Source organism: Hoeflea algicola (genome assembly GCF_026619415.1).
Classification (GTDB): Bacteria; Pseudomonadota; Alphaproteobacteria; order Rhizobiales; family Rhizobiaceae; genus Hoeflea; species Hoeflea algicola.
On record NZ_JAOVZR010000001.1, the window covers coordinates 861908 to 879025 of the forward strand.

Below are 17118 nucleotides of genomic sequence, written 5' to 3' on the forward strand. Positions count from 1 at the left end.
GGCTTTCGTACGCCTGACGGCACCCGAAACCCTTCACTATTTCGGTCATCGGCGTGATAGTATCCTGTTCCCGAAAGCGGTCATTCGCTGCACACCGCGTTGATGTCCTGAAAGGGCGGATGTTGTTGAAAAAGTAGGCTCGAAAGCGTGATTTGGTCTGCGATGGGGCGCAATATGTGGTTAGGCATTGCGCCTTTGCGCTTAGTTGTGCCGGTGGCTGACTGTTTGGTCCTGTCACCTCATGCGACTGCCTCCATTCGGGGTGCCCGAGGTCGCAGCCTGGCGAGCTTTCGCAGGTTCTGGGCGATGGCGGCGAGGAGGAATTCGTCCTTGGCTCCATTTGGACCTCGCAGCCTCAGCCTTGTCAGGTTCAGGATACGCTTCAGGTGGGCAAACAGCATCTCGACCTTTTTACGTTTGTTGCGGGATATCGCGTAGGCTTTTGTCTTCCGGCTTGACCGCGTGAAGTCCCGCGCATCTTCGTGCGGCTCTCGTGTGACAGCACGGAAGTCCATGTTAGGGCAGCACCTTTGTTTGGACGGGCATGCCTGACAATCTGCTTTCAGGGCACGGTACTTATAGGTGCCGCCTGTCTTTTTGACGCGGTTCGGATCGGAGTAGTTGCGGCGGAAACGGCGTAGAGCATGCCCTTCCGGGCAGATATACTGATCACTCTCCTCGTCCCATTTGAAATCGGATCGCGACCAGGTGCCGTCCGTGCGTTCAGCTTTGTCGATCACCGGGATGAACGGGATGATCCCCCGCTGCTTGACCAGCCAACCGAGGTTTTCGCTGGATCCGTAAGCCGTGTCGGCGGCAATCCAGTCCGGCTTGATGCCGAAGCGTCTCTCCGTCCGGTCGAGCATGGTTTGTGAGGCACCGACCTCGGCCTGACGGATAGCACGGGTGGCCTCAACATCCATGATGACCGAGCTCTCGGTGTCGATCAGGTAGTTCGTGGCGTAGGCAAAATAGGGCCGGCTTTCTTCGGCACGCGTCCATTGGGCTGCAGGGTCTGACTTGGCAACGAACTTCGGCTGGGAAGGCGATGCGGCACCGAAGGCTGCATCATCAAGCGTGTCGAGATACTCCTGCGCCGCGCGCGATCCGATCTCGCGGGCGACATCCGGGCACCACTCCGAGGCAGGCACTGAGCGCGATTTGTTGGCATCGGCCGGGATCAGGCTGGCATCGACTGCAAAGCCTTCACCCGAGACCAGATCTTCCTTCAGACACCGTTCGACCGTCGCTTCGAAGACGTGCCTGAGCAAGTCGCTTTCGCGGAATTTGCCATGGCGATACTTCGAGAAGGTCGAGTGGTCCGGCACCTTTGCGTCGAGGCCGAGACGACAGAACCAGCGGTAAGCGAGGTTCAGATGAACCTCTTCGCACAGTCGTCGCTCGGAGCGGATGCCCATGACATCCCCGATGACAAGCATTCGCACGATCAGTTCAGGATCGATCGAGGGCCGACCCATGTGGCTGTAGAAAGGCCGCAACTTCTGACGCATTCCGTCCACGTCCAGGAACCGGTCGATTTCGCGAAGCATGTGATTGTCGGGCACATGGCGCTCCAGATCGAAGTCATAAAACAGCTGCGTCGGTGCCGATTGCGTCCCCATCATGGCCGAATCCTCCATTCTCCTCATAATCGAGTGAATCAAAGGATTTCCCGCGGCGCAACAAAGACTTTTTCAACAACATCGGCCGGAAGTGACACTGCGGCTGTCAACGCAGAAGGTCTGCTTTACCAAGTTCTTTCCAATAAGCTGCCTGGCAAGGCGCGGCCCCAATCCGGTCGTTTTTCCACTACGCAATGAATTTCACGCTTCCCGCCCGTCTCCACCTTGTGGCGCATTGCACCAGACGTCCGCTGCTGGTTATCCCGTCTCCTGCCATTCCCTCCCGCCCACAAAAAAACCGGGGATTTCTCCCCGGTTTCTTGTAGCAAGGCTTGAAGTCAATCAGGCTTCAGGCGGCGTCTCGTCAGTGTCTGGCGTATCACTCTCCGCATCGGGTGCAACCGCACCTTCTGCCGCATCGCCCTCGACGCCATCTTCATCGAGATCTTCGTCGTGCTCCGGCTCGCTGATGCGGTCGACCGAGACCACCCGCTCATCGGTGGCTGTCGAGAAGATGGTCACGCCCTTGGTGGCGCGGCTGGCCATGCGGATGCCGTGGACCGGAACCCGGATCACCTGGCCGCCGTCCGACACCATCATGATCTGATCGCCATCCTCGACCGGGAAGGCCGCGATCAGCGGACCGATTTCGCCGGTCTTGGACGTGTCGGTAGCGCGGATGCCCTTGCCGCCACGTCCGGAAATACGGAACTCGTAGCTCGACGAACGCTTGCCGTAGCCCTTTTCCGACACCGTCAGGATGTACTGCTCGCGGGCTTTCAGTTCCTCGTAGCGGTCGTCGCTGAGATGGCCGTCTTCGGCGGCTTCTTCGCCAACCAGGGCGATATCCTCGACCTCGTCGCCGTTGACAGCCCGGCGTTCGGCCACCGCGCGCTTGAGGTAGGCCGCGCGCTCGGACGGATCGGCATCGACATGATGGACGATGGTCATCGAGATGATGTGATCGCCCTCAGCCAGGTTGATGCCGCGCACGCCGACCGAATTACGCCCGGCAAACACCCGCACGTCATCGACCGAGAAGCGAATGCACTGGCCCAGCGCCGTGGTCAGCAGCACGTCGTCAAACTCGTTGCAGGTCTCGACATTGAGGATCTCGTCCCCATCGCTGTCGAGCTTCATGGCGATCTTGCCGTTGCGGTTGACCTGCACGAAATCACTGAGCTTGTTGCGCCGGACCGTACCGCGGGTGGTGGCGAACATCACATCGAGTTCGCCCCAGCTGCTCTCGTCTTCCGGCAGCGGCATGATCGAGGTGATACGTTCGCCCTTTTCCAAAGGCAGCATGTTGATCAGCGCCTTGCCCTTCGAGGTCGGCGTGCCGATCGGCAGCCGCCAGACCTTCTCCTTGTAGACGATGCCACGCGAAGAGAAGAACAGCACAGGCGTGTGCGTGTTGGCGACAAACAGCCGTGTGACGAAATCCTCGTCGCGCGTCGACATGCCGGACCGGCCCTTGCCGCCGCGTCGCTGCGCCCGGTAGGTGGCCAGCGGCACCCGCTTGATGTAGCCGGCATGGCTGACGGTCACCACCATGTCTTCGCGCGCAATCAGGTCCTCGTCGTCCATGTCCGCGCCACCCTCGGTAATCTGGGTGCGGCGGGGAACGCCGAATTCGTCACGCACGGCAATCAATTCGTCCTTGACGATCTGCTGTACCCTGACGCGGGACGCGAGAATCTCGAGGAAGTCCTTGATTTCATCACCGATCTTGCCGAGCTCGTCGCCGATTTCGTCACGACCAAGTGCTGTCAGGCGAGCCAGGCGCAATTCGAGAATGGCGCGCGCCTGCTCCTCGGAGAGGTTGTAGGTGCCGTCTTCCTCGTTGATGCGGTGGCGCGGATCGTCGATCAGAAGGATCAACGGTTCCACGTCCTTTGCCGGCCAGCGGCGGGTCATCAATTGCTCGCGTGCGGTCGCAGGATCCGGCGCCTTGCGGATCAGGGCGATGACTTCATCGATATTGGCCACCGCGATGGCGAGACCCACCAACACATGCGCCCGTTCGCGCGCCTTGCGCAGCAGATATTTGGTGCGCCGCGTGATCACGTTCTCGCGGAACGCCACAAACGCCTTGAGCATGTCGATCAGGTTCATCAGCTCAGGCTTGCCGCCATTGAGCGCCACCATGTTGACCCCGAACGAGGTCTGCAGCGGCGTGTAGCGGTAAAGCTGGTTGATGATCACATCGGCAACGACATCGCGCTTGAGCTCAACCACCACGCGGTAGCCCTGGCGGTCGGATTCGTCACGCAGGTCGGAAATGCCCTCGATACGCTTGTCGCGCACCAGTTCGGCCATCTTCTCGATCATCGTCGCCTTGTTCACCTGGTAGGGAACCTCGGTGATGATGATGGCTTCACGGTCGTTGCGCATCGGCTCGACATGAACCTTGCCGCGCATCATCACTGATCCACGGCCGGTCTCGAACGCCTGGCGGATGCCGGCCTGGCCCAAAATGATGCCTGACGTCGGAAAATCCGGCCCGGGGATGATCTGCATCAGCTCGATAAGATCAATCGCCGGATTTTCCATGATCGCGACGGCGCCATTGACCACCTCGACCAGATTGTGCGGCGGAATGTTGGTGGCCATGCCGACGGCGATGCCGCCCGCGCCATTGACCAACAGCGTCGGAAACCGCGCCGGCAAGACCTTGGGCTCGCGGCCCGACGAGATCATAGGTTTCCTGGAAATCGACCGTATCCTTGTCGATGTCCTCGAGCATCTCGTGGGCGAGCTTGGCCAACCGCGATTCGGTGTACCGCATGGCTGCCGGCGGGTCGCCGTCGATCGAGCCGAAATTGCCCTGCCCGTCAATCAGCATCGCGCTCATCGACCAATGCTGCGCCATCCGCACCATCGCGTCATAAATCGACTGGTCGCCATGCGGGTGATATTTACCCATCACGTCACCGACGATACGCGACGACTTCACGTATTTGCGGTTCCAGTGATAGCCGCCCTCGTGCATGGCGTGCAGAATTCGGCGGTGCACGGGCTTGAGCCCGTCGCGCACGTCCGGCAGCGCCCGGCTGACGATCACGCTCATGGCGTAATCGAGATAGGAGCGCTGCATCTCATCGATAATCGAAACCGGTTGAATGCCTGGCGTAATCGGTCCGGCGGGTGTTTTCTGGTCTGTCAAAGCGGTCCACGAACATTGAATGGAATCATTAGCGCCTTATAGCCGAAACCCAACCGCGTCGCCAATTATCACGCCCGAATTCGGGCTTTCTCGCAACATTCTCCACTGCTGTCGTCAAGATCGGGGGTTTCGGTTGCCGCCGTGGTGTCGTAAGCCGGTTGAAAGCACCGGTTTTCAAGGTGCGCAGGGGGATGTCGCATGAATGCCGATCTGATCATAAATGCCTTTGTCACCATCATCGTCATGTTCGATCCGCCGGGACTGGCAGCAATCTTTCTCGGCCTGACAACCGGCATGACCAGAAGCCAGCGGTTGCAGGTGGCGTTGCGCGGCACCATCACCGGCGCCGGTATCCTCATGGTGTTCGCCATTGCCGGCGCCAGTATCCTCGGTGTGCTCGGCATTTCACTCGGCGCCTTCCGTATCGCCGGCGGCATCCTGTTGTTCTGGATCGCCTTCGAGATGATCTTTGAAAAGCGCCACGAACGCCAGGAAAAGAGTGCCGAGCGAGCCATCACCAAGGACCACATCTCCAATGTCGCGGTGTTTCCGCTGGCGATCCCGCTGATTGCCGGGCCCGGGGCGATCTCGGCGGTGATCCTGCTGGCGGGGTCGTTCTATGCGCCGGTTGAGCGCGCCGGACTGATCGGCGTCATCATCGCCGCTTCGCTGGTGCTGTTTGCCTTTCTCGTCATCGCCGAGCGGCTGGACCGGTTCCTGGGCGATACCGGCCGCACCATCCTCACCCGGCTTCTTGGTGTTGTGCTGGCGGCGCTGTCGGTGCAGTTCGTGGTCGACGGCATCAAGCAGGCATTCCTGACGGTCTGACGGAGCGGCTGGTGGAACCTGAACAATCGAACCGCTTCGAGGCCGAGCTCTGGCGGGTTGATACCGCCAAGGCACCCTGGAACTTTGTCACTGTTCCACTTGAAATCTCGCACCAGATCCGCTTTTACGCGGGCAAGACCAACAGCTTTGGCTCGGTTCGGGTGCGTGTCTGCATCGGCAACTCCGAATGGGCCACATCGCTGTTTCCCGACACAAAATCTGGCTGCTACTTCCTGCCGGTCAAGGCTGCTATCCGCCGGGCAGAATCACTTGCCGCAGGCGACCGCATCACCGTTGATCTGACGACCGGTTGAACCCCGATACGGGGCCTACCCGGCTTCCGGCAGGTTATTCGGCGAGATCGACTGTCAGTTCCTTGCCGCTCCAGCCGTGCCGAATGTCATGGGCGCGGATGGTGACGGCATCGACACCGTCAGGAATGACAATGCCGGACTGGCTGCGGGTAAACGGCTGCTCGGTGTCATGCGGATGTGCAAGCACCCTTTCGCCGTAGACCTCGCCATCAGGGCCACGCACCTGCCATTTGTCGGCATAATGCTCCCAACCGTCATCGGCGTGCCGAACGCTGACATCGAACCGGTAGGTGCCGTCAGAAGCACGTTTGAACTTGGCCGCGACCACATCAGCCTCGGCGGCCCCCGCGGCAATAGAGAAGGCAAGCGCTGCTGCGGCGGCAAACAGGGAGAGGACCACAAGGCGCGGTAAACGATGAAGGGACCGGTGAAGGGTTTTGTGTGCTGAAGCTGTCATGCAGCTATATTTGGCTGCTCGCCAGCGCCAATGCCAATCAATTTTGAGTGCAACGGCGCCCACATTGTCATCAGAGCGGGGCTCAAACAGCCGCGGGATGGCCTTCGGCGAGTTGCAGCAGGTCCCACAGATTGCCGTAGATATCGCGGAAAACCGCCACCGTGCCGTAATCATGGATCTGCGGCTCGCGCACGAATTCGACACCGGCGGCATTCAGCCGGGCGAAATCCCTGGCAAAATCATCGGTGTTGAGAAACATGAACACACGCCCACCGGTCTGGTTGCCGACAAACGGTTCCTGCTCCGGCCTGGACGCCCGCGCCAGCGCGATCGAGGCGCCCTGCCCGCCCTTGGGCCGCACCACCACCCAGCGCTTGTCCTGCTCGGGCTGATAAGTGTCTTCGAGGAGATCGAAGCCAAGCACACCGCAGTAAAAGCCAATGGCTTCGTCATAATCGCGCACCACGAGGGCAACATGGGTAATGGACTGGCGCAAATCTGTCTCCCGTATCCCCGCAGGGCTGACCTGCCTGCAAAATCAGCGGATGGGCATCAGCGTGCCTTGAGGATTCGCTGCCAGATGGTTCCGCCGAGATATTTTCCACAGAGCCAGAAATAGGCCACGACCAGGGCAAACGCCACCAGCGCCGACATCCCGTTCAATTGGAACCCCGCACCGCTTGTTTCACCGGTGACGGTGCCGACCAGATAACCAATGACAAAAAACGCGGTGAAGAAATCAAGCACCGCCGCCAGAATGATCCGCCACCGTGACACGGGCGCTTGTTGCGATGTTGTCTGTTCTTCTGCCATGGTCATTGTCCTCCCCACTGTTCAGCTCGGCGCGCGCCGCATGAGCGGAGCGCCCGAACCAAAACCGGACTGACAAAGCGACCTTACAGTCAAGCTGTTGGTCAGAACGGAATGTCGTCGTCGAGATCGCGGGATCCGCCACCACCACCGGCGCCGCCGCCAAATCCGCCTCCGGAACCACCGCCGCCACCCGATCCACCGCGACCGCCACCACCCGAGGGAGCGCCGCCGCCGAAATCACCACCATAATCGCCGCCGCCGCCACTACGGCTCCCGCCGCCACCGCCGCCTTCATTGCGGCCGTCGAGCATCGTCAGGTTGCCGTTAAAGCCCTGCAGCACCACTTCCGTGGAGTATTTGTCCTGACCCGACTGGTCGGTCCATTTGCGGGTCTGCAACTGGCCTTCAAGATAGACTTTCGAGCCCTTCTTGAGATAGCTTTCGGCAATCTTGCACAGACCTTCGTTGAAAATGACAACCCGGTGCCATTCGGTCTTTTCGCGCCGTTCGCCGGTATTCTTGTCGCGCCAGCTCTCCGAGGTGGCGATCGACAGATTGGCGATCGGACGACCGTCCTGGGTGCGCCGGATCTCCGGATCGGCACCCAGATTGCCAATGAGTATGACCTTGTTGACGCTGCCCGCCATGATGTTTCACCTTCCAACACTTCAGGCGGCTCTGCGCCGCCCCGTCCAAATCAAGGGCACCTTACAGGATCGCCTATTCCCCCGTCCTGCCGGCCAGCACAATCCACAGGCCTTTTTTGTTCTTTATTTGTTCTAATGATTATGTCAGTTTCTGTCAAGAGATTCGCCTCGGACAGTGCAACCGCAAGCGCGGCATCTCGACATTGCGGATGAGGTGCTTATGTATGGGTCTGGTCTGCCCCCGGAACCATAATGCAAGTCTGGTGTTCATGAGGGGCAGTGTTTTTGCGGGATTCGATTGCGACCTCGGATGGGGAAATCGGACCGTTGAGGCTTTTTGAATATGCGAGCGAACCGCGGGCGTTCAGGCGAACGCACAGGACGCTCCACGGCAAATCGGCGGCGTCATGACGGAACTGAAATCCATTACCATTCGCGGAGCCCGCGAGCACAATCTCAAGAATGTCGATCTCGATCTGCCGCGCAACAGCCTGATCGTGATGACCGGGCTGTCGGGGTCGGGCAAATCCTCGCTGGCGTTCGACACCATCTATGCCGAGGGCCAGCGCCGCTATGTCGAGAGCCTGTCGGCTTACGCGCGGCAGTTTCTCGAGATGATGCAGAAACCCGATGTCGATCAGATCGACGGGCTGTCGCCGGCAATCTCCATCGAGCAGAAGACCACCAGCCGCAACCCGCGCTCCACCGTCGGCACCGTGACCGAAATCTACGATTACATGCGGCTGTTGTTTGCGCGCGTCGGCGTGCCCTATTCGCCGGCCACCGGCCTGCCGATCGAAAGCCAGACCATCAGCCAGATGGTTGACCGCGTGCTGACGCTGGAAGAAGGCACGCGGCTGTACGTGCTGGCGCCGGTGGTGCGCGGCCGCAAGGGTGAATACCGCAAGGAACTTGCCGAGTACATGAAAAAGGGCTTTCAGCGGGTCAAGATCGACGGCCAGTACTACGAAATCGCCGACGCCCCGACGCTCGACAAGAAATACAAGCACGACATCGACATTGTCGTCGACCGCATCGTCGTGCGACCCGACATCTCGGCACGGTTGGCCGACAGCCTGGAAACCTGTTTGCGGCTGGCCGACGGTCTGGCGATTGCCGAATTCGCCGACAAGCCGCTGCCCGACAGCGAGACCTCGGGAGGCGGCTCGGCCAACAAGTCCAAGAATGAAACCCATGAGCGAATGCTGTTTTCGGAGAAATTCGCCTGCCCGGTCTCCGGCTTCACCATTTCCGAGATCGAGCCACGGCTGTTTTCCTTCAACAACCCGCATGGCGCCTGCCCGACCTGCGACGGGCTTGGCTCGCAGAAGAAAATCGACGAGGCACTGATCATCCCCGAGCCGCACCTGACCCTGCGCGGCGGCGCGGTGGCGCCCTGGGCCAAGTCGAGTTCACCTTATTACACCCAGACGCTGGAAGCACTGGGCAAGCATTTCGGCTTCAAGCTGGGTGATCGCTGGGCCGATCTGCCGGCGGAAGGCCAGAAGGCCATTCTGCGCGGCACCAGCGACAAGATCGCCTTCAAATATGATGACGGCCTGCGCTCCTACACCACGTCGAAGAATTTCGAGGGCATCATTCCCAATCTCGAGCGGCGCTGGAAGGAAACCGACAGCGCCTGGGCGCGCGAGGAAATCGAGCGCTACATGTCCAATGCCCCCTGCCCGGCCTGCGACGGCTACCGGTTGAAGCCTGAGGCTCGCGCGGTCAAGATCGATGGCCGCCACATTGGCGAAGTCACCGAACTGTCGATCCGCAACGCCGGTGAGTGGTTTTCGGATCTGCCCGCCCGTCTCAACGACAAGCAGAACGAGATTGCTGTCCGGATTCTCAAGGAAATCCGCGACCGTCTGAAATTCCTCAACGATGTCGGGCTCGATTACCTGACGCTGTCGCGCAATTCAGGCTCGCTGTCAGGCGGCGAAAGCCAGCGTATCCGGCTTGCCTCGCAGATCGGCTCCGGGCTTACCGGCGTGCTCTATGTGCTCGACGAGCCCTCGATCGGCCTGCACCAGCGCGACAATGCCCGGCTTCTCGAAACGCTCAAGCATCTGCGTGATATCGGCAATACGGTGATCGTCGTCGAACATGACGAGGACGCGATCCTGACTGCCGATTATGTGGTCGACATTGGCCCGCATGCCGGCATTCATGGCGGCGAGATCATCGCCCAGGGCACGCCCGGCGACATCATGGCCAATCCACGCTCGATCACCGGCAAATACCTCTCCGGTGAATGGGAAGTGGCGGTGCCGGCCGAGCGCCGCAAGGCCAAGAAGAATAAAGAACTCAAGGTCATCGGTGCGCGCGGCAACAACCTCAAGAATGTCACCGCGTCGATTCCGCTTGGCCTTTTTACGGCGGTGACCGGCGTATCGGGCGGCGGCAAGTCGACCTTCCTGATCGAGACGCTCTACAAGGCGGCGGCACGGCGGGTGATGGGCGCGCGCGAAAATCCTGCCGAGCACGACCGCATCGACGGTTTCGAGCACATCGACAAGGTGATCGACATCGACCAGTCGCCGATTGGCCGCACGCCGCGTTCCAACCCGGCCACCTATACCGGCGCCTTCACGCCGATCCGCGACTGGTTTGCGGGCCTGCCGGAATCCAAGGCGCGCGGCTACCAACCCGGCCGCTTCTCGTTCAACGTCAAGGGCGGCCGCTGCGAAGCCTGCCAGGGCGATGGCGTCATCAAGATCGAGATGCACTTTTTACCCGATGTCTACGTCACCTGCGATGTCTGCCACGGCAAGCGCTACAACCGCGAAACGCTTGACGTCACCTTCAAGCAGAAATCGATCGCCGACGTGCTCGACATGACGGTCGAGGAAGGCGTTGAGTTCTTTGCCGCCGTCCCCGCCGTGCGTGACAAGCTGCAGGCGCTGCAGGGCGTGGGTCTCGGCTATATCAAGGTGGGTCAGCAGGCGACCACGCTCTCGGGCGGCGAAGCCCAGCGCGTCAAGCTCGCCAAGGAACTGTCGAAACGTTCGACCGGGCGCACGCTCTACATTCTCGACGAACCGACCACCGGGCTGCATTTCCACGATGTCGCCAAGCTATTGGAGGTGCTCCACGAATTGGTCGATCAGGGCAATTCGGTGGTGGTCATCGAACACAATCTCGAAGTCATCAAGACCGCCGACTGGGTGATTGATCTCGGCCCCGAAGGCGGCGACGGCGGCGGCGAGATCGTCGCCGAAGGCACACCCGAAGACATCGTCAAGGTCAAGCGCAGCTACACCGGCGGCTTCCTCAAGGACCTGCTCGAACGGAGGCCGGGAAAACGGGTGGAGGCGGCGGAGTAACAATGAATGACCTCGCCGACCGACGGCCTGACAATGAGAAGTGGGATGAGCAGTTCACCATCCGACGCAAGGTCTGAACAGGTGACGCGGATCGTTGAAGACGGCGGCTATATTGCCAAGGTTCCCGTCACGCTGATTTACGAGTCCGACGATCCGACCAATTGGGGTCCCTATCTTTCGGCCGAGGACGCGCTTAACGCAGCGCGCTGAGGCGTCGCGACATCCCGGCCGCAGCCCGCTACGGGGAGATTTTTGAGTTGACCAAGGTGGCTGAATGGCGGCGGCGAGATTGGCGCTGAAGGAAGGCCCGAGGCGTATTACCAAAGGCGAAACGCTCTGACACCGGCACGCGGCTTTGGTTATTTAGTGAATATCGTCAAAATACCAGATCCGGTGCATTTGTTGATGATCCTTCATCTGTGCGTTCACGACACCGAGCATACCGCCAGTCCAGGAACTGAAGGCGCGGGTGCCATCCATTTTCCGCGCATTTTCGGGCATGGTCCGAATGGTATATACAGGGTTCTGCCAATCACGCTCCTCGCCGAGTGTCCGAAAGTAACGTCCATCGAAACTCAAACGTGCAGCACCCCGGTAGGCTAGATATACCTTAGAGAATGATCGGCCCTTTAAGCCCGCCGCTACGTCAAGTAGAATCCGGTCAACGTCGGCCATAGAAGTAGTTGGTGTTAGCCTCCAGATATCAATCACGAGCGTGCTAGGATCGAGCCCTGCACGTAAATAGGGGACCATCAAGACGGCGCTATTTCTGGGATCTTTTGCTATTGCTGAATAGGCAGGATAGGTGATGTAGAGCCCGTTGCCAAGGATTACGAGGGCCACGAAAGCCAGCATACTGCCAATGATTTTCTGCATTATCCCCCTCCACATTCCGATTTCGAAACAATTAAAATGCAACCATAGATCCATCTTGGTAGACGGCTCGGGTAACGCGTACTTCCGTTCTTGCAGTGCCGGCCTCCACTGCGCCGATCAGTCGACTATAGGGGTCGTCTGCAATGAACTGATTGTCTTCCCAATAGTAAAACGAGGTACCGTCAGCTTCTTGCCCAACAGGAATTGTGATGTCCAATTTCCCATTCTGATTTACCACCTCATCACCAAAAGCGTCTTTAATGACAATGTTTAATCCGACTGCAACTACGACTTTCGTAGTCGCATTCTTAAGACGAAGGCGAAGCTCAATTCTTGGCTTAAAAACATTAATGTCGAAATTTGTTACCTGTGATGAGAGCGTTGCTCTTGTAATCATTATCGGAGCACTTCTTGCCGCCGGTGGAGCCACCCTCTGGAGTTTAGGTCCAATTGGAGAAACGGCAATGTTATCGTAGCACGTAAGCCGTACGAGACTGTCTCTTACTTGACGGCATTTGGCTAAATCACCAACGGTATCAGCGGCAGCGAAATTTGTGCAACAACCCAATACACCGAAATATAATAGAACTCGACGCATTATACCCTCGACCAAAAAATTGCTCTCATATACCTAAATCATGCACAGACTCTTTTACAGCAGACGCACTCGTACAACTAGAATATTTTTCGAGTACGTCCAACTAGGTTTGCCGCGATTGCGCCAATGATTGCCGAACCCACCCCCTGCATCTTGATGTGGTCAGCTCCTGGAAAATTCGGCCGGCAGCGCGCAGAATTGCACCACCGGAAACGGGTGGATGCCTGGTGCCGAATATGGCTAGTATGAGTTCGGCGCTGCCATCATGTATCGCCACGGCGATAGCGCCGTTTCTGTTTGCATGGGAGGCATTCTTGACCAAAACCGGAACAATCCGCACCGGCATCGGTGGCTGGGTGTTTGATGCCTGGAACGAGAGCTTCTATCCGCCGAAACTAGCGAAGACCAAGCACTTGCATTATGCCGGGAGCAAGTTGCGGGCGATCGAGGTGAACGGCACCTATTATGGCAGCCAGAAGCCGGCGACATTTGCCAAATGGGCGGCCGATGTGCCGGACGGTTTCGTGTTTTCACTCAAGGCCAGCCGCTATTGCACCAACCGCAAGGTGCTGGCGGAAAGTGAACCGTCGATCACCAAGTTTTTGACACAAGGCATCACCGAACTCGGCGACCGGTTGGGCCCGATTCTGTGGCAATTCATGCCGACGAAGAAATTCGAGCCGGATGATTTCGCAGCTTTTCTGGCGCTGCTGCCCGAAAAACAGAACGGCATCGCGCTTCGCCATGTCGTCGAAGCCCGGCACGAGAGCTTTTCCACGCCGGAATTTATCGAGCTGTTGGCGAAGCACAATGTGGCGGCTGTCTGCGCCGACCACGAGACCTATCCGATGTTTGCCGACGTAACATCGGATTTCGTCTATGCGCGGCTGCAGCGGGGTTCCGACGACATCCCCACCTGCTATCCGCCTGAAGATATCGATCTCTGGGCACAGCGGCTCAAGTCCTATGCCGCAGGCGCGGCGCCTGACGACCTGCCGCTGGCCGCCGGATTGCGCAAGGTCGATGCCACGCCGCGCGATGTTTTTGCCTTCTTCATTACTGGCGGCAAGGTAAACGCGCCGGCCGGCGCCATGGCGCTGCAGAAGCTGGTTTCCACCTGACGCACCGGCGCGTCCCGTATCCGTAAGTGAAGACGAACCAACAACCGAAGCACATTGCCCGTTGAATCCATTGACGGACGTCAAGGCGGCAACCGCCCGTTGCCGCCATTCTGCCTGCCAGTGCATCCGCACAGGTTCGGGAGGATGAAATGGCATTGTTTACGGACAAGACAGTTCTGGTTACCGGGTCGGCCGCTGGCATCGGCCGCGCCACGGCTCTTGGTTTTGCCGCACAAGGCGCCAATGTGGTGGTCTCCGACATTGACCAGCCAGGTGGCGAGGAAACGGTAGCGATGATCCACAAGGCGGACGGCACTGCCATGTTCCAGCGCGCCGATGTCTCAAATGTTGATGACGTGGCGGCGCTGGTGGCAAGTGCGGTCGATCAGTATGGCGGGCTCGACTGCGCCGTCAACAATGCCGGGATCGAAGGCACCATCGCCCCCTTCACCGATCAGACCGAAGCCAATTACGACGCCATCATGCGGGTCAACACCAAGGGGGCTTTCCTGTGCATGCAGGCGGAAATCCGCCACATGCTGGCCGCCGGCGGCGGCGCCATTGTCAATGTTTCCTCGGTCGCGGGGCTGATCGGCTTTCCCGGTCTGTCGCCCTATGTCGCCTCCAAGCACGCCATAGCAGGCCTCACCCGCAACGCCGCGCTGGAATATGCCAAGGCTGCAATCCGCGTCAACGCGGTCTGTCCCGGTGGTATCGACACGCGCATGCTGGATTCGCTTGCTGAGCAGGCTACCTCCGGCGCCCAGACCAGCCAGCAGATGATGGATCCGCTGCACCCGATCGGCCGCATCGGCACCGCCGTTGAAGTCGCCAACCTGATTATCTGGCTTTGCTCCGGTCAGGCGTCATTCATGGTCGGCGCCATCATTCCAGTCGATGGCGGTTTTGTCGCTCAGTAGCACAGGCCAACGGCTCGTGAGCGCTTGATCCGTTTCGCTGTCAAGCGGTCTGATTACGCGTGTGCTTTGGCAAAAGTACGGTCAGCAGGCCCAGGAACGGCAGGAACGAGCAGATCTGGTAGACATAGATGATCCCCTTGATATCGGCCACCTCCCCCAGCACCGCGGCCGATATGCCGCCCATGCCGAAGGCAAAGCCGAAGAACACGCCGGCAATCAGCCCGATCCGTCCCGGCACAAGTTCCTGTGCAAACACGATGATCGCCGGAAACGCCGAGGCCAGAATCACGCCGATGATCACCGTCAGCACCGTGGTCCAGAACAGATCCGCATAGGGCAGCATCAGCGTAAACGGCAGAATGCCGAGGATCGACACCCAGATCACCGCGCGCGTCCCGATCCGGTCGCCGATCGGACCACCGATCAGCGTACCGACGGCCATCGCGCCCAGAAACACGAACAGCAGCAATTGCGACGCCTGAACGCTGACGCCGAAGCGTTCAATCACGAAGAAGGTGTAGAAGCTGGTAAAACTGGCGACATAGATGTTCTTGGTAAACACCAGCAATGCCAGAACCACCAGCGCAATCATCACCCGGCGGCGGCTATGTGCGAGCGTCTTGTCGGGAGCCGGTCGTCCCACCGAGGCACGACGGAAGGCGCCATACCAGCGGCTGACCCAGGTCAGGATCACCATGGCAATCAACGCGGCCACGCCAAACCAGGCGACCGAGGTCTGGCCGTTGGGCACGATGATGAACGCCGCCAGCAAAGGCCCGCAGGCAGTGCCCAAATTGCCGCCCACCTGAAACACCGATTGCGCGGTGCCGTGGCGACCGCCCGAGGCAAGCCGGGCAATGCGCGAGGATTCGGGGTGGAACACCGCCGAGCCAAGCCCCACCAGCGCCGCAGCCAATAGCAGCAGGCCGTAATAGCCGGCCGATGAGAGCAACAGCAGCCCCACCAGCGAAAAACCCATGCCGACCGGCAATCCGTAGCTGATCGGTCGCTTGTCGGTAAAGGCACCGATCGCCGGCTGCAGCAACGACGCGGTGAACTGGAAGGCGAAGGTCAGCATGCCGATCTGGCCAAAGCTGAGCGCATAGTTGATTTTCAGGATCGGATAGATCGCTGCCAGCACCGACTGCATCGTGTCGTTGAGAAAATGACAGACGCTGAGCGCCACCACCACCGAAAAGGCGGCCGGCGCGGCACTTGCCGCCATACGCGGTTCAGATCCTGTTTCCGCAACGCTCATTCTCTATCCTTCCGTCCCGAGCCAAAAACGCCGCGCATTCAGCTGAACGCGCAAAGGCCGCTTCAACACGATGATCTGATACATGGTCGCAACCACCCAAATGAACCCATTTGACGGCGACCGGCATCAGGCTCTGCAAACACTCCGCACCGGTCCAGACCGTAAAAACGGCTTGATCGGGCGGGATCAGTTCCTCGCAATGGCACCATATGGACAAGAGTTTCAGTCCATGCACCGCCAGATCTGCAGGTATAGATACATGTCTTGTCCGCGACCTGCTTTCGTGGTTTGGTCGAAATATTACGCAATCGGGCCAAATCATGATCGACCAAACGGCTATTCACCATCGCGCGCTACCGCTTGAAAACGCCTTGCAACACCATTTGCGGCTCGACGCTGTGGAAGCAGCAACCACACCGGCGTTTGCCTTCACCCTCCGTTTCGCGGCGGGCGAACATGTTCCAGAGCACGAGCACGGGCGGGCACAGTTGCTGCACCCGATCACCGGCGTCGTCATTGTATCAACGCAGATGGGCCGCTGGATGGTGCCCCCCGACCACGCCTTGTGGATCCCGGCCGGCGTGCGCCATTCGGTCGACATGATCGGTGAAGTCGAAATGCAATCGGTCTACGTTCAATCCGACGCCATGCCCGGTTTGCCGGTACATCTACATGTCACCGGCTTGACCCCCTTGATGCGCAGCCTGAGCGAGGAGGTTGTCCGCCAGGGCCCCGACAATGACGAACCCCGCTCGCGGCTGATCCAGGCCTTGCTGTTGCACGAAATCCCGCGACTGCCTGAACGCCCTTTGGGCCTGCCGCTTCCTGCGCATCCCGGCCTGGCGCGCCTGTGCCGCAGCTTCATCAGCGCACCCTCGGCCCGGCTTGAAATCGACGAATGGGCCGCCCGGACCGGGATGAGCCGCCGCACTTTCACCCGGGTGTTCCGGCAGGAAACCGGGTTGAGCCTGTCGGCCTGGCGCCAGCAGGCCTGCGTGATGGCCGCATTGCCGCGGCTGACCGCCGGTGACGCGGTCACCGTGGTTGCGCTTGATCTCGGCTATGACAGCATGCCAGCATTCACGACCATGTTTTCCAGGGTCATGGGTGCACCGCCCAAGGCCTATCTCACCAATCAGAAGGCCGCCTGAGCCAACACCACCACCAGC

General features: G+C 59.7%; 15 protein-coding genes and 1 pseudogene. 7 read left to right on the forward strand and 9 right to left on the reverse strand.

The genetic code is table 11. The features are described 5' to 3' along the window. Positions 1-239: 239 nt before the first annotated feature. Together OEG84_RS04335 and gyrA are read right to left on the reverse strand one after the other, a co-directional pair. Positions 240-1625, reverse strand: a complete 1386-nt coding sequence (locus OEG84_RS04335) for an IS1182 family transposase (RefSeq protein WP_267652515.1) — start codon at positions 1623-1625, stop codon at positions 240-242. Between the two features lie 339 nt (positions 1626-1964). Further along, positions 1965-4788, reverse strand: a pseudogene (gyrA, locus tag OEG84_RS04340) (DNA gyrase subunit A). Positions 4789-4986: 198 nt separating this feature from the next. Here gyrA and OEG84_RS04345 point away from each other — a divergent pair. Next, entirely contained in the window at positions 4987-5616 is a 630-nt protein-coding gene (locus OEG84_RS04345; protein ID WP_267652599.1) for a MarC family protein, read from the forward strand. Between the two features lie 11 nt (positions 5617-5627). Further along, positions 5628-5930, forward strand: a complete 303-nt coding sequence (locus OEG84_RS04350) for a DUF1905 domain-containing protein (RefSeq protein ID WP_267652600.1) — start codon at positions 5628-5630, stop codon at positions 5928-5930. A 34-nt stretch (positions 5931-5964) separates the two neighbouring features. Here the strand turns inward: OEG84_RS04350 and OEG84_RS04355 are convergent, their stop codons facing one another. The 4 genes from OEG84_RS04355 to OEG84_RS04370 form a co-directional block, all read right to left on the reverse strand. Continuing rightward, the gene (locus OEG84_RS04355) at positions 5965-6387 is read right to left on the reverse strand and encodes a hypothetical protein (protein ID WP_267652601.1); all 423 of its coding nucleotides are present in this window, start codon (positions 6385-6387) and stop codon (positions 5965-5967) included. Positions 6388-6469: 82 nt separating this feature from the next. Further along, positions 6470-6883, reverse strand: coding sequence for a VOC family protein (locus OEG84_RS04360; protein ID WP_267652602.1), 414 nt, complete (start codon positions 6881-6883; stop codon positions 6470-6472). A gap of 56 nt (positions 6884-6939) precedes the next feature. Continuing rightward, complete coding sequence (locus tag OEG84_RS04365) at positions 6940-7200, reverse strand: hypothetical protein (RefSeq protein WP_267652603.1); 261 nt, start codon at positions 7198-7200, stop codon at positions 6940-6942. A gap of 101 nt (positions 7201-7301) precedes the next feature. Beyond that, positions 7302-7847 carry a single-stranded DNA-binding protein gene (locus tag OEG84_RS04370; RefSeq protein WP_324288171.1) on the reverse strand — a complete coding sequence of 182 codons (546 nt, stop codon included), beginning with the start codon at positions 7845-7847 and terminating at the stop codon, positions 7302-7304. 407 nt (positions 7848-8254) lie between these two features. Between OEG84_RS04370 and uvrA the strand changes: the two genes are divergently transcribed. Next, positions 8255-11176, forward strand: a complete 2922-nt coding sequence (uvrA, locus tag OEG84_RS04375; RefSeq protein ID WP_267652604.1) for an excinuclease ABC subunit UvrA — start codon at positions 8255-8257, stop codon at positions 11174-11176. A 45-nt stretch (positions 11177-11221) separates the two neighbouring features. After that, positions 11222-11386, forward strand: coding sequence for a hypothetical protein (locus OEG84_RS04380; RefSeq protein ID WP_267652605.1), 165 nt, complete (start codon positions 11222-11224; stop codon positions 11384-11386). 153 nt (positions 11387-11539) lie between these two features. On the opposite strand, the gene OEG84_RS04385 is transcribed toward OEG84_RS04380, so the two are convergent. Beyond that, on the reverse strand, positions 11540-12052 hold the full coding sequence (locus OEG84_RS04385; protein ID WP_267652606.1) for a hypothetical protein: 513 nt from the start codon (positions 12050-12052) through the stop codon (positions 11540-11542). 31 nt (positions 12053-12083) lie between these two features. Beyond that, positions 12084-12449, reverse strand: coding sequence for a hypothetical protein (locus OEG84_RS04390; protein WP_267652607.1), 366 nt, complete (start codon positions 12447-12449; stop codon positions 12084-12086). Between the two features lie 515 nt (positions 12450-12964). Here OEG84_RS04390 and OEG84_RS04395 point away from each other — a divergent pair. After that, complete coding sequence (locus tag OEG84_RS04395; protein WP_267656079.1) at positions 12965-13771, forward strand: DUF72 domain-containing protein; 807 nt, start codon at positions 12965-12967, stop codon at positions 13769-13771. Positions 13772-13920: 149 nt separating this feature from the next. Next, entirely contained in the window at positions 13921-14691 is a 771-nt protein-coding gene (locus OEG84_RS04400) for a glucose 1-dehydrogenase (protein WP_267652608.1), read from the forward strand. 40 nt (positions 14692-14731) lie between these two features. Here the strand turns inward: OEG84_RS04400 and OEG84_RS04405 are convergent, their stop codons facing one another. Continuing rightward, on the reverse strand, positions 14732-15916 hold the full coding sequence (locus OEG84_RS04405) for an MFS transporter (protein WP_425602892.1): 1185 nt from the start codon (positions 15914-15916) through the stop codon (positions 14732-14734). A gap of 353 nt (positions 15917-16269) precedes the next feature. On the opposite strand from OEG84_RS04405, the gene OEG84_RS04410 reads away from it, so the two are divergent. Beyond that, positions 16270-17100, forward strand: a complete 831-nt coding sequence (locus tag OEG84_RS04410) for an AraC family transcriptional regulator (RefSeq protein ID WP_267652610.1) — start codon at positions 16270-16272, stop codon at positions 17098-17100. Positions 17101-17118 lie beyond the last annotated feature (18 nt).

Bases quoted from the DNA above. Each gene is read 5' to 3' on its own strand.
- OEG84_RS04405 (WP_425602892.1), bottom strand. From the start codon at position 15,916: ATGGCGGCAAGTGCCGCGCCGGCCGCCTTTTCGGTGGTGGTGGCGCTC.
- OEG84_RS04345 (WP_267652599.1), top strand. From the start codon at position 4,987: ATGAATGCCGATCTGATCATAAATGCCTTTGTCACCATCATCGTCATG.
- OEG84_RS04380 (WP_267652605.1), top strand. From the start codon at position 11,222: ATGAGCAGTTCACCATCCGACGCAAGGTCTGAACAGGTGACGCGGATC.
- OEG84_RS04365 (WP_267652603.1), bottom strand. From the start codon at position 7,200: ATGGCAGAAGAACAGACAACATCGCAACAAGCGCCCGTGTCACGGTGG.
- OEG84_RS04390 (WP_267652607.1), bottom strand. From the start codon at position 12,449: ATGATTACAAGAGCAACGCTCTCATCACAGGTAACAAATTTCGACATT.
- OEG84_RS04370 (WP_324288171.1), bottom strand. From the start codon at position 7,847: ATGGCGGGCAGCGTCAACAAGGTCATACTCATTGGCAATCTGGGTGCC.
- OEG84_RS04335 (WP_267652515.1), bottom strand. From the start codon at position 1,625: ATGATGGGGACGCAATCGGCACCGACGCAGCTGTTTTATGACTTCGAT.
- OEG84_RS04410 (WP_267652610.1), top strand. From the start codon at position 16,270: ATGATCGACCAAACGGCTATTCACCATCGCGCGCTACCGCTTGAAAAC.
- OEG84_RS04385 (WP_267652606.1), bottom strand. From the start codon at position 12,052: ATGCAGAAAATCATTGGCAGTATGCTGGCTTTCGTGGCCCTCGTAATC.
- OEG84_RS04355 (WP_267652601.1), bottom strand. From the start codon at position 6,387: ATGACAGCTTCAGCACACAAAACCCTTCACCGGTCCCTTCATCGTTTA.
- OEG84_RS04400 (WP_267652608.1), top strand. From the start codon at position 13,921: ATGGCATTGTTTACGGACAAGACAGTTCTGGTTACCGGGTCGGCCGCT.
- uvrA (WP_267652604.1), top strand. From the start codon at position 8,255: ATGACGGAACTGAAATCCATTACCATTCGCGGAGCCCGCGAGCACAAT.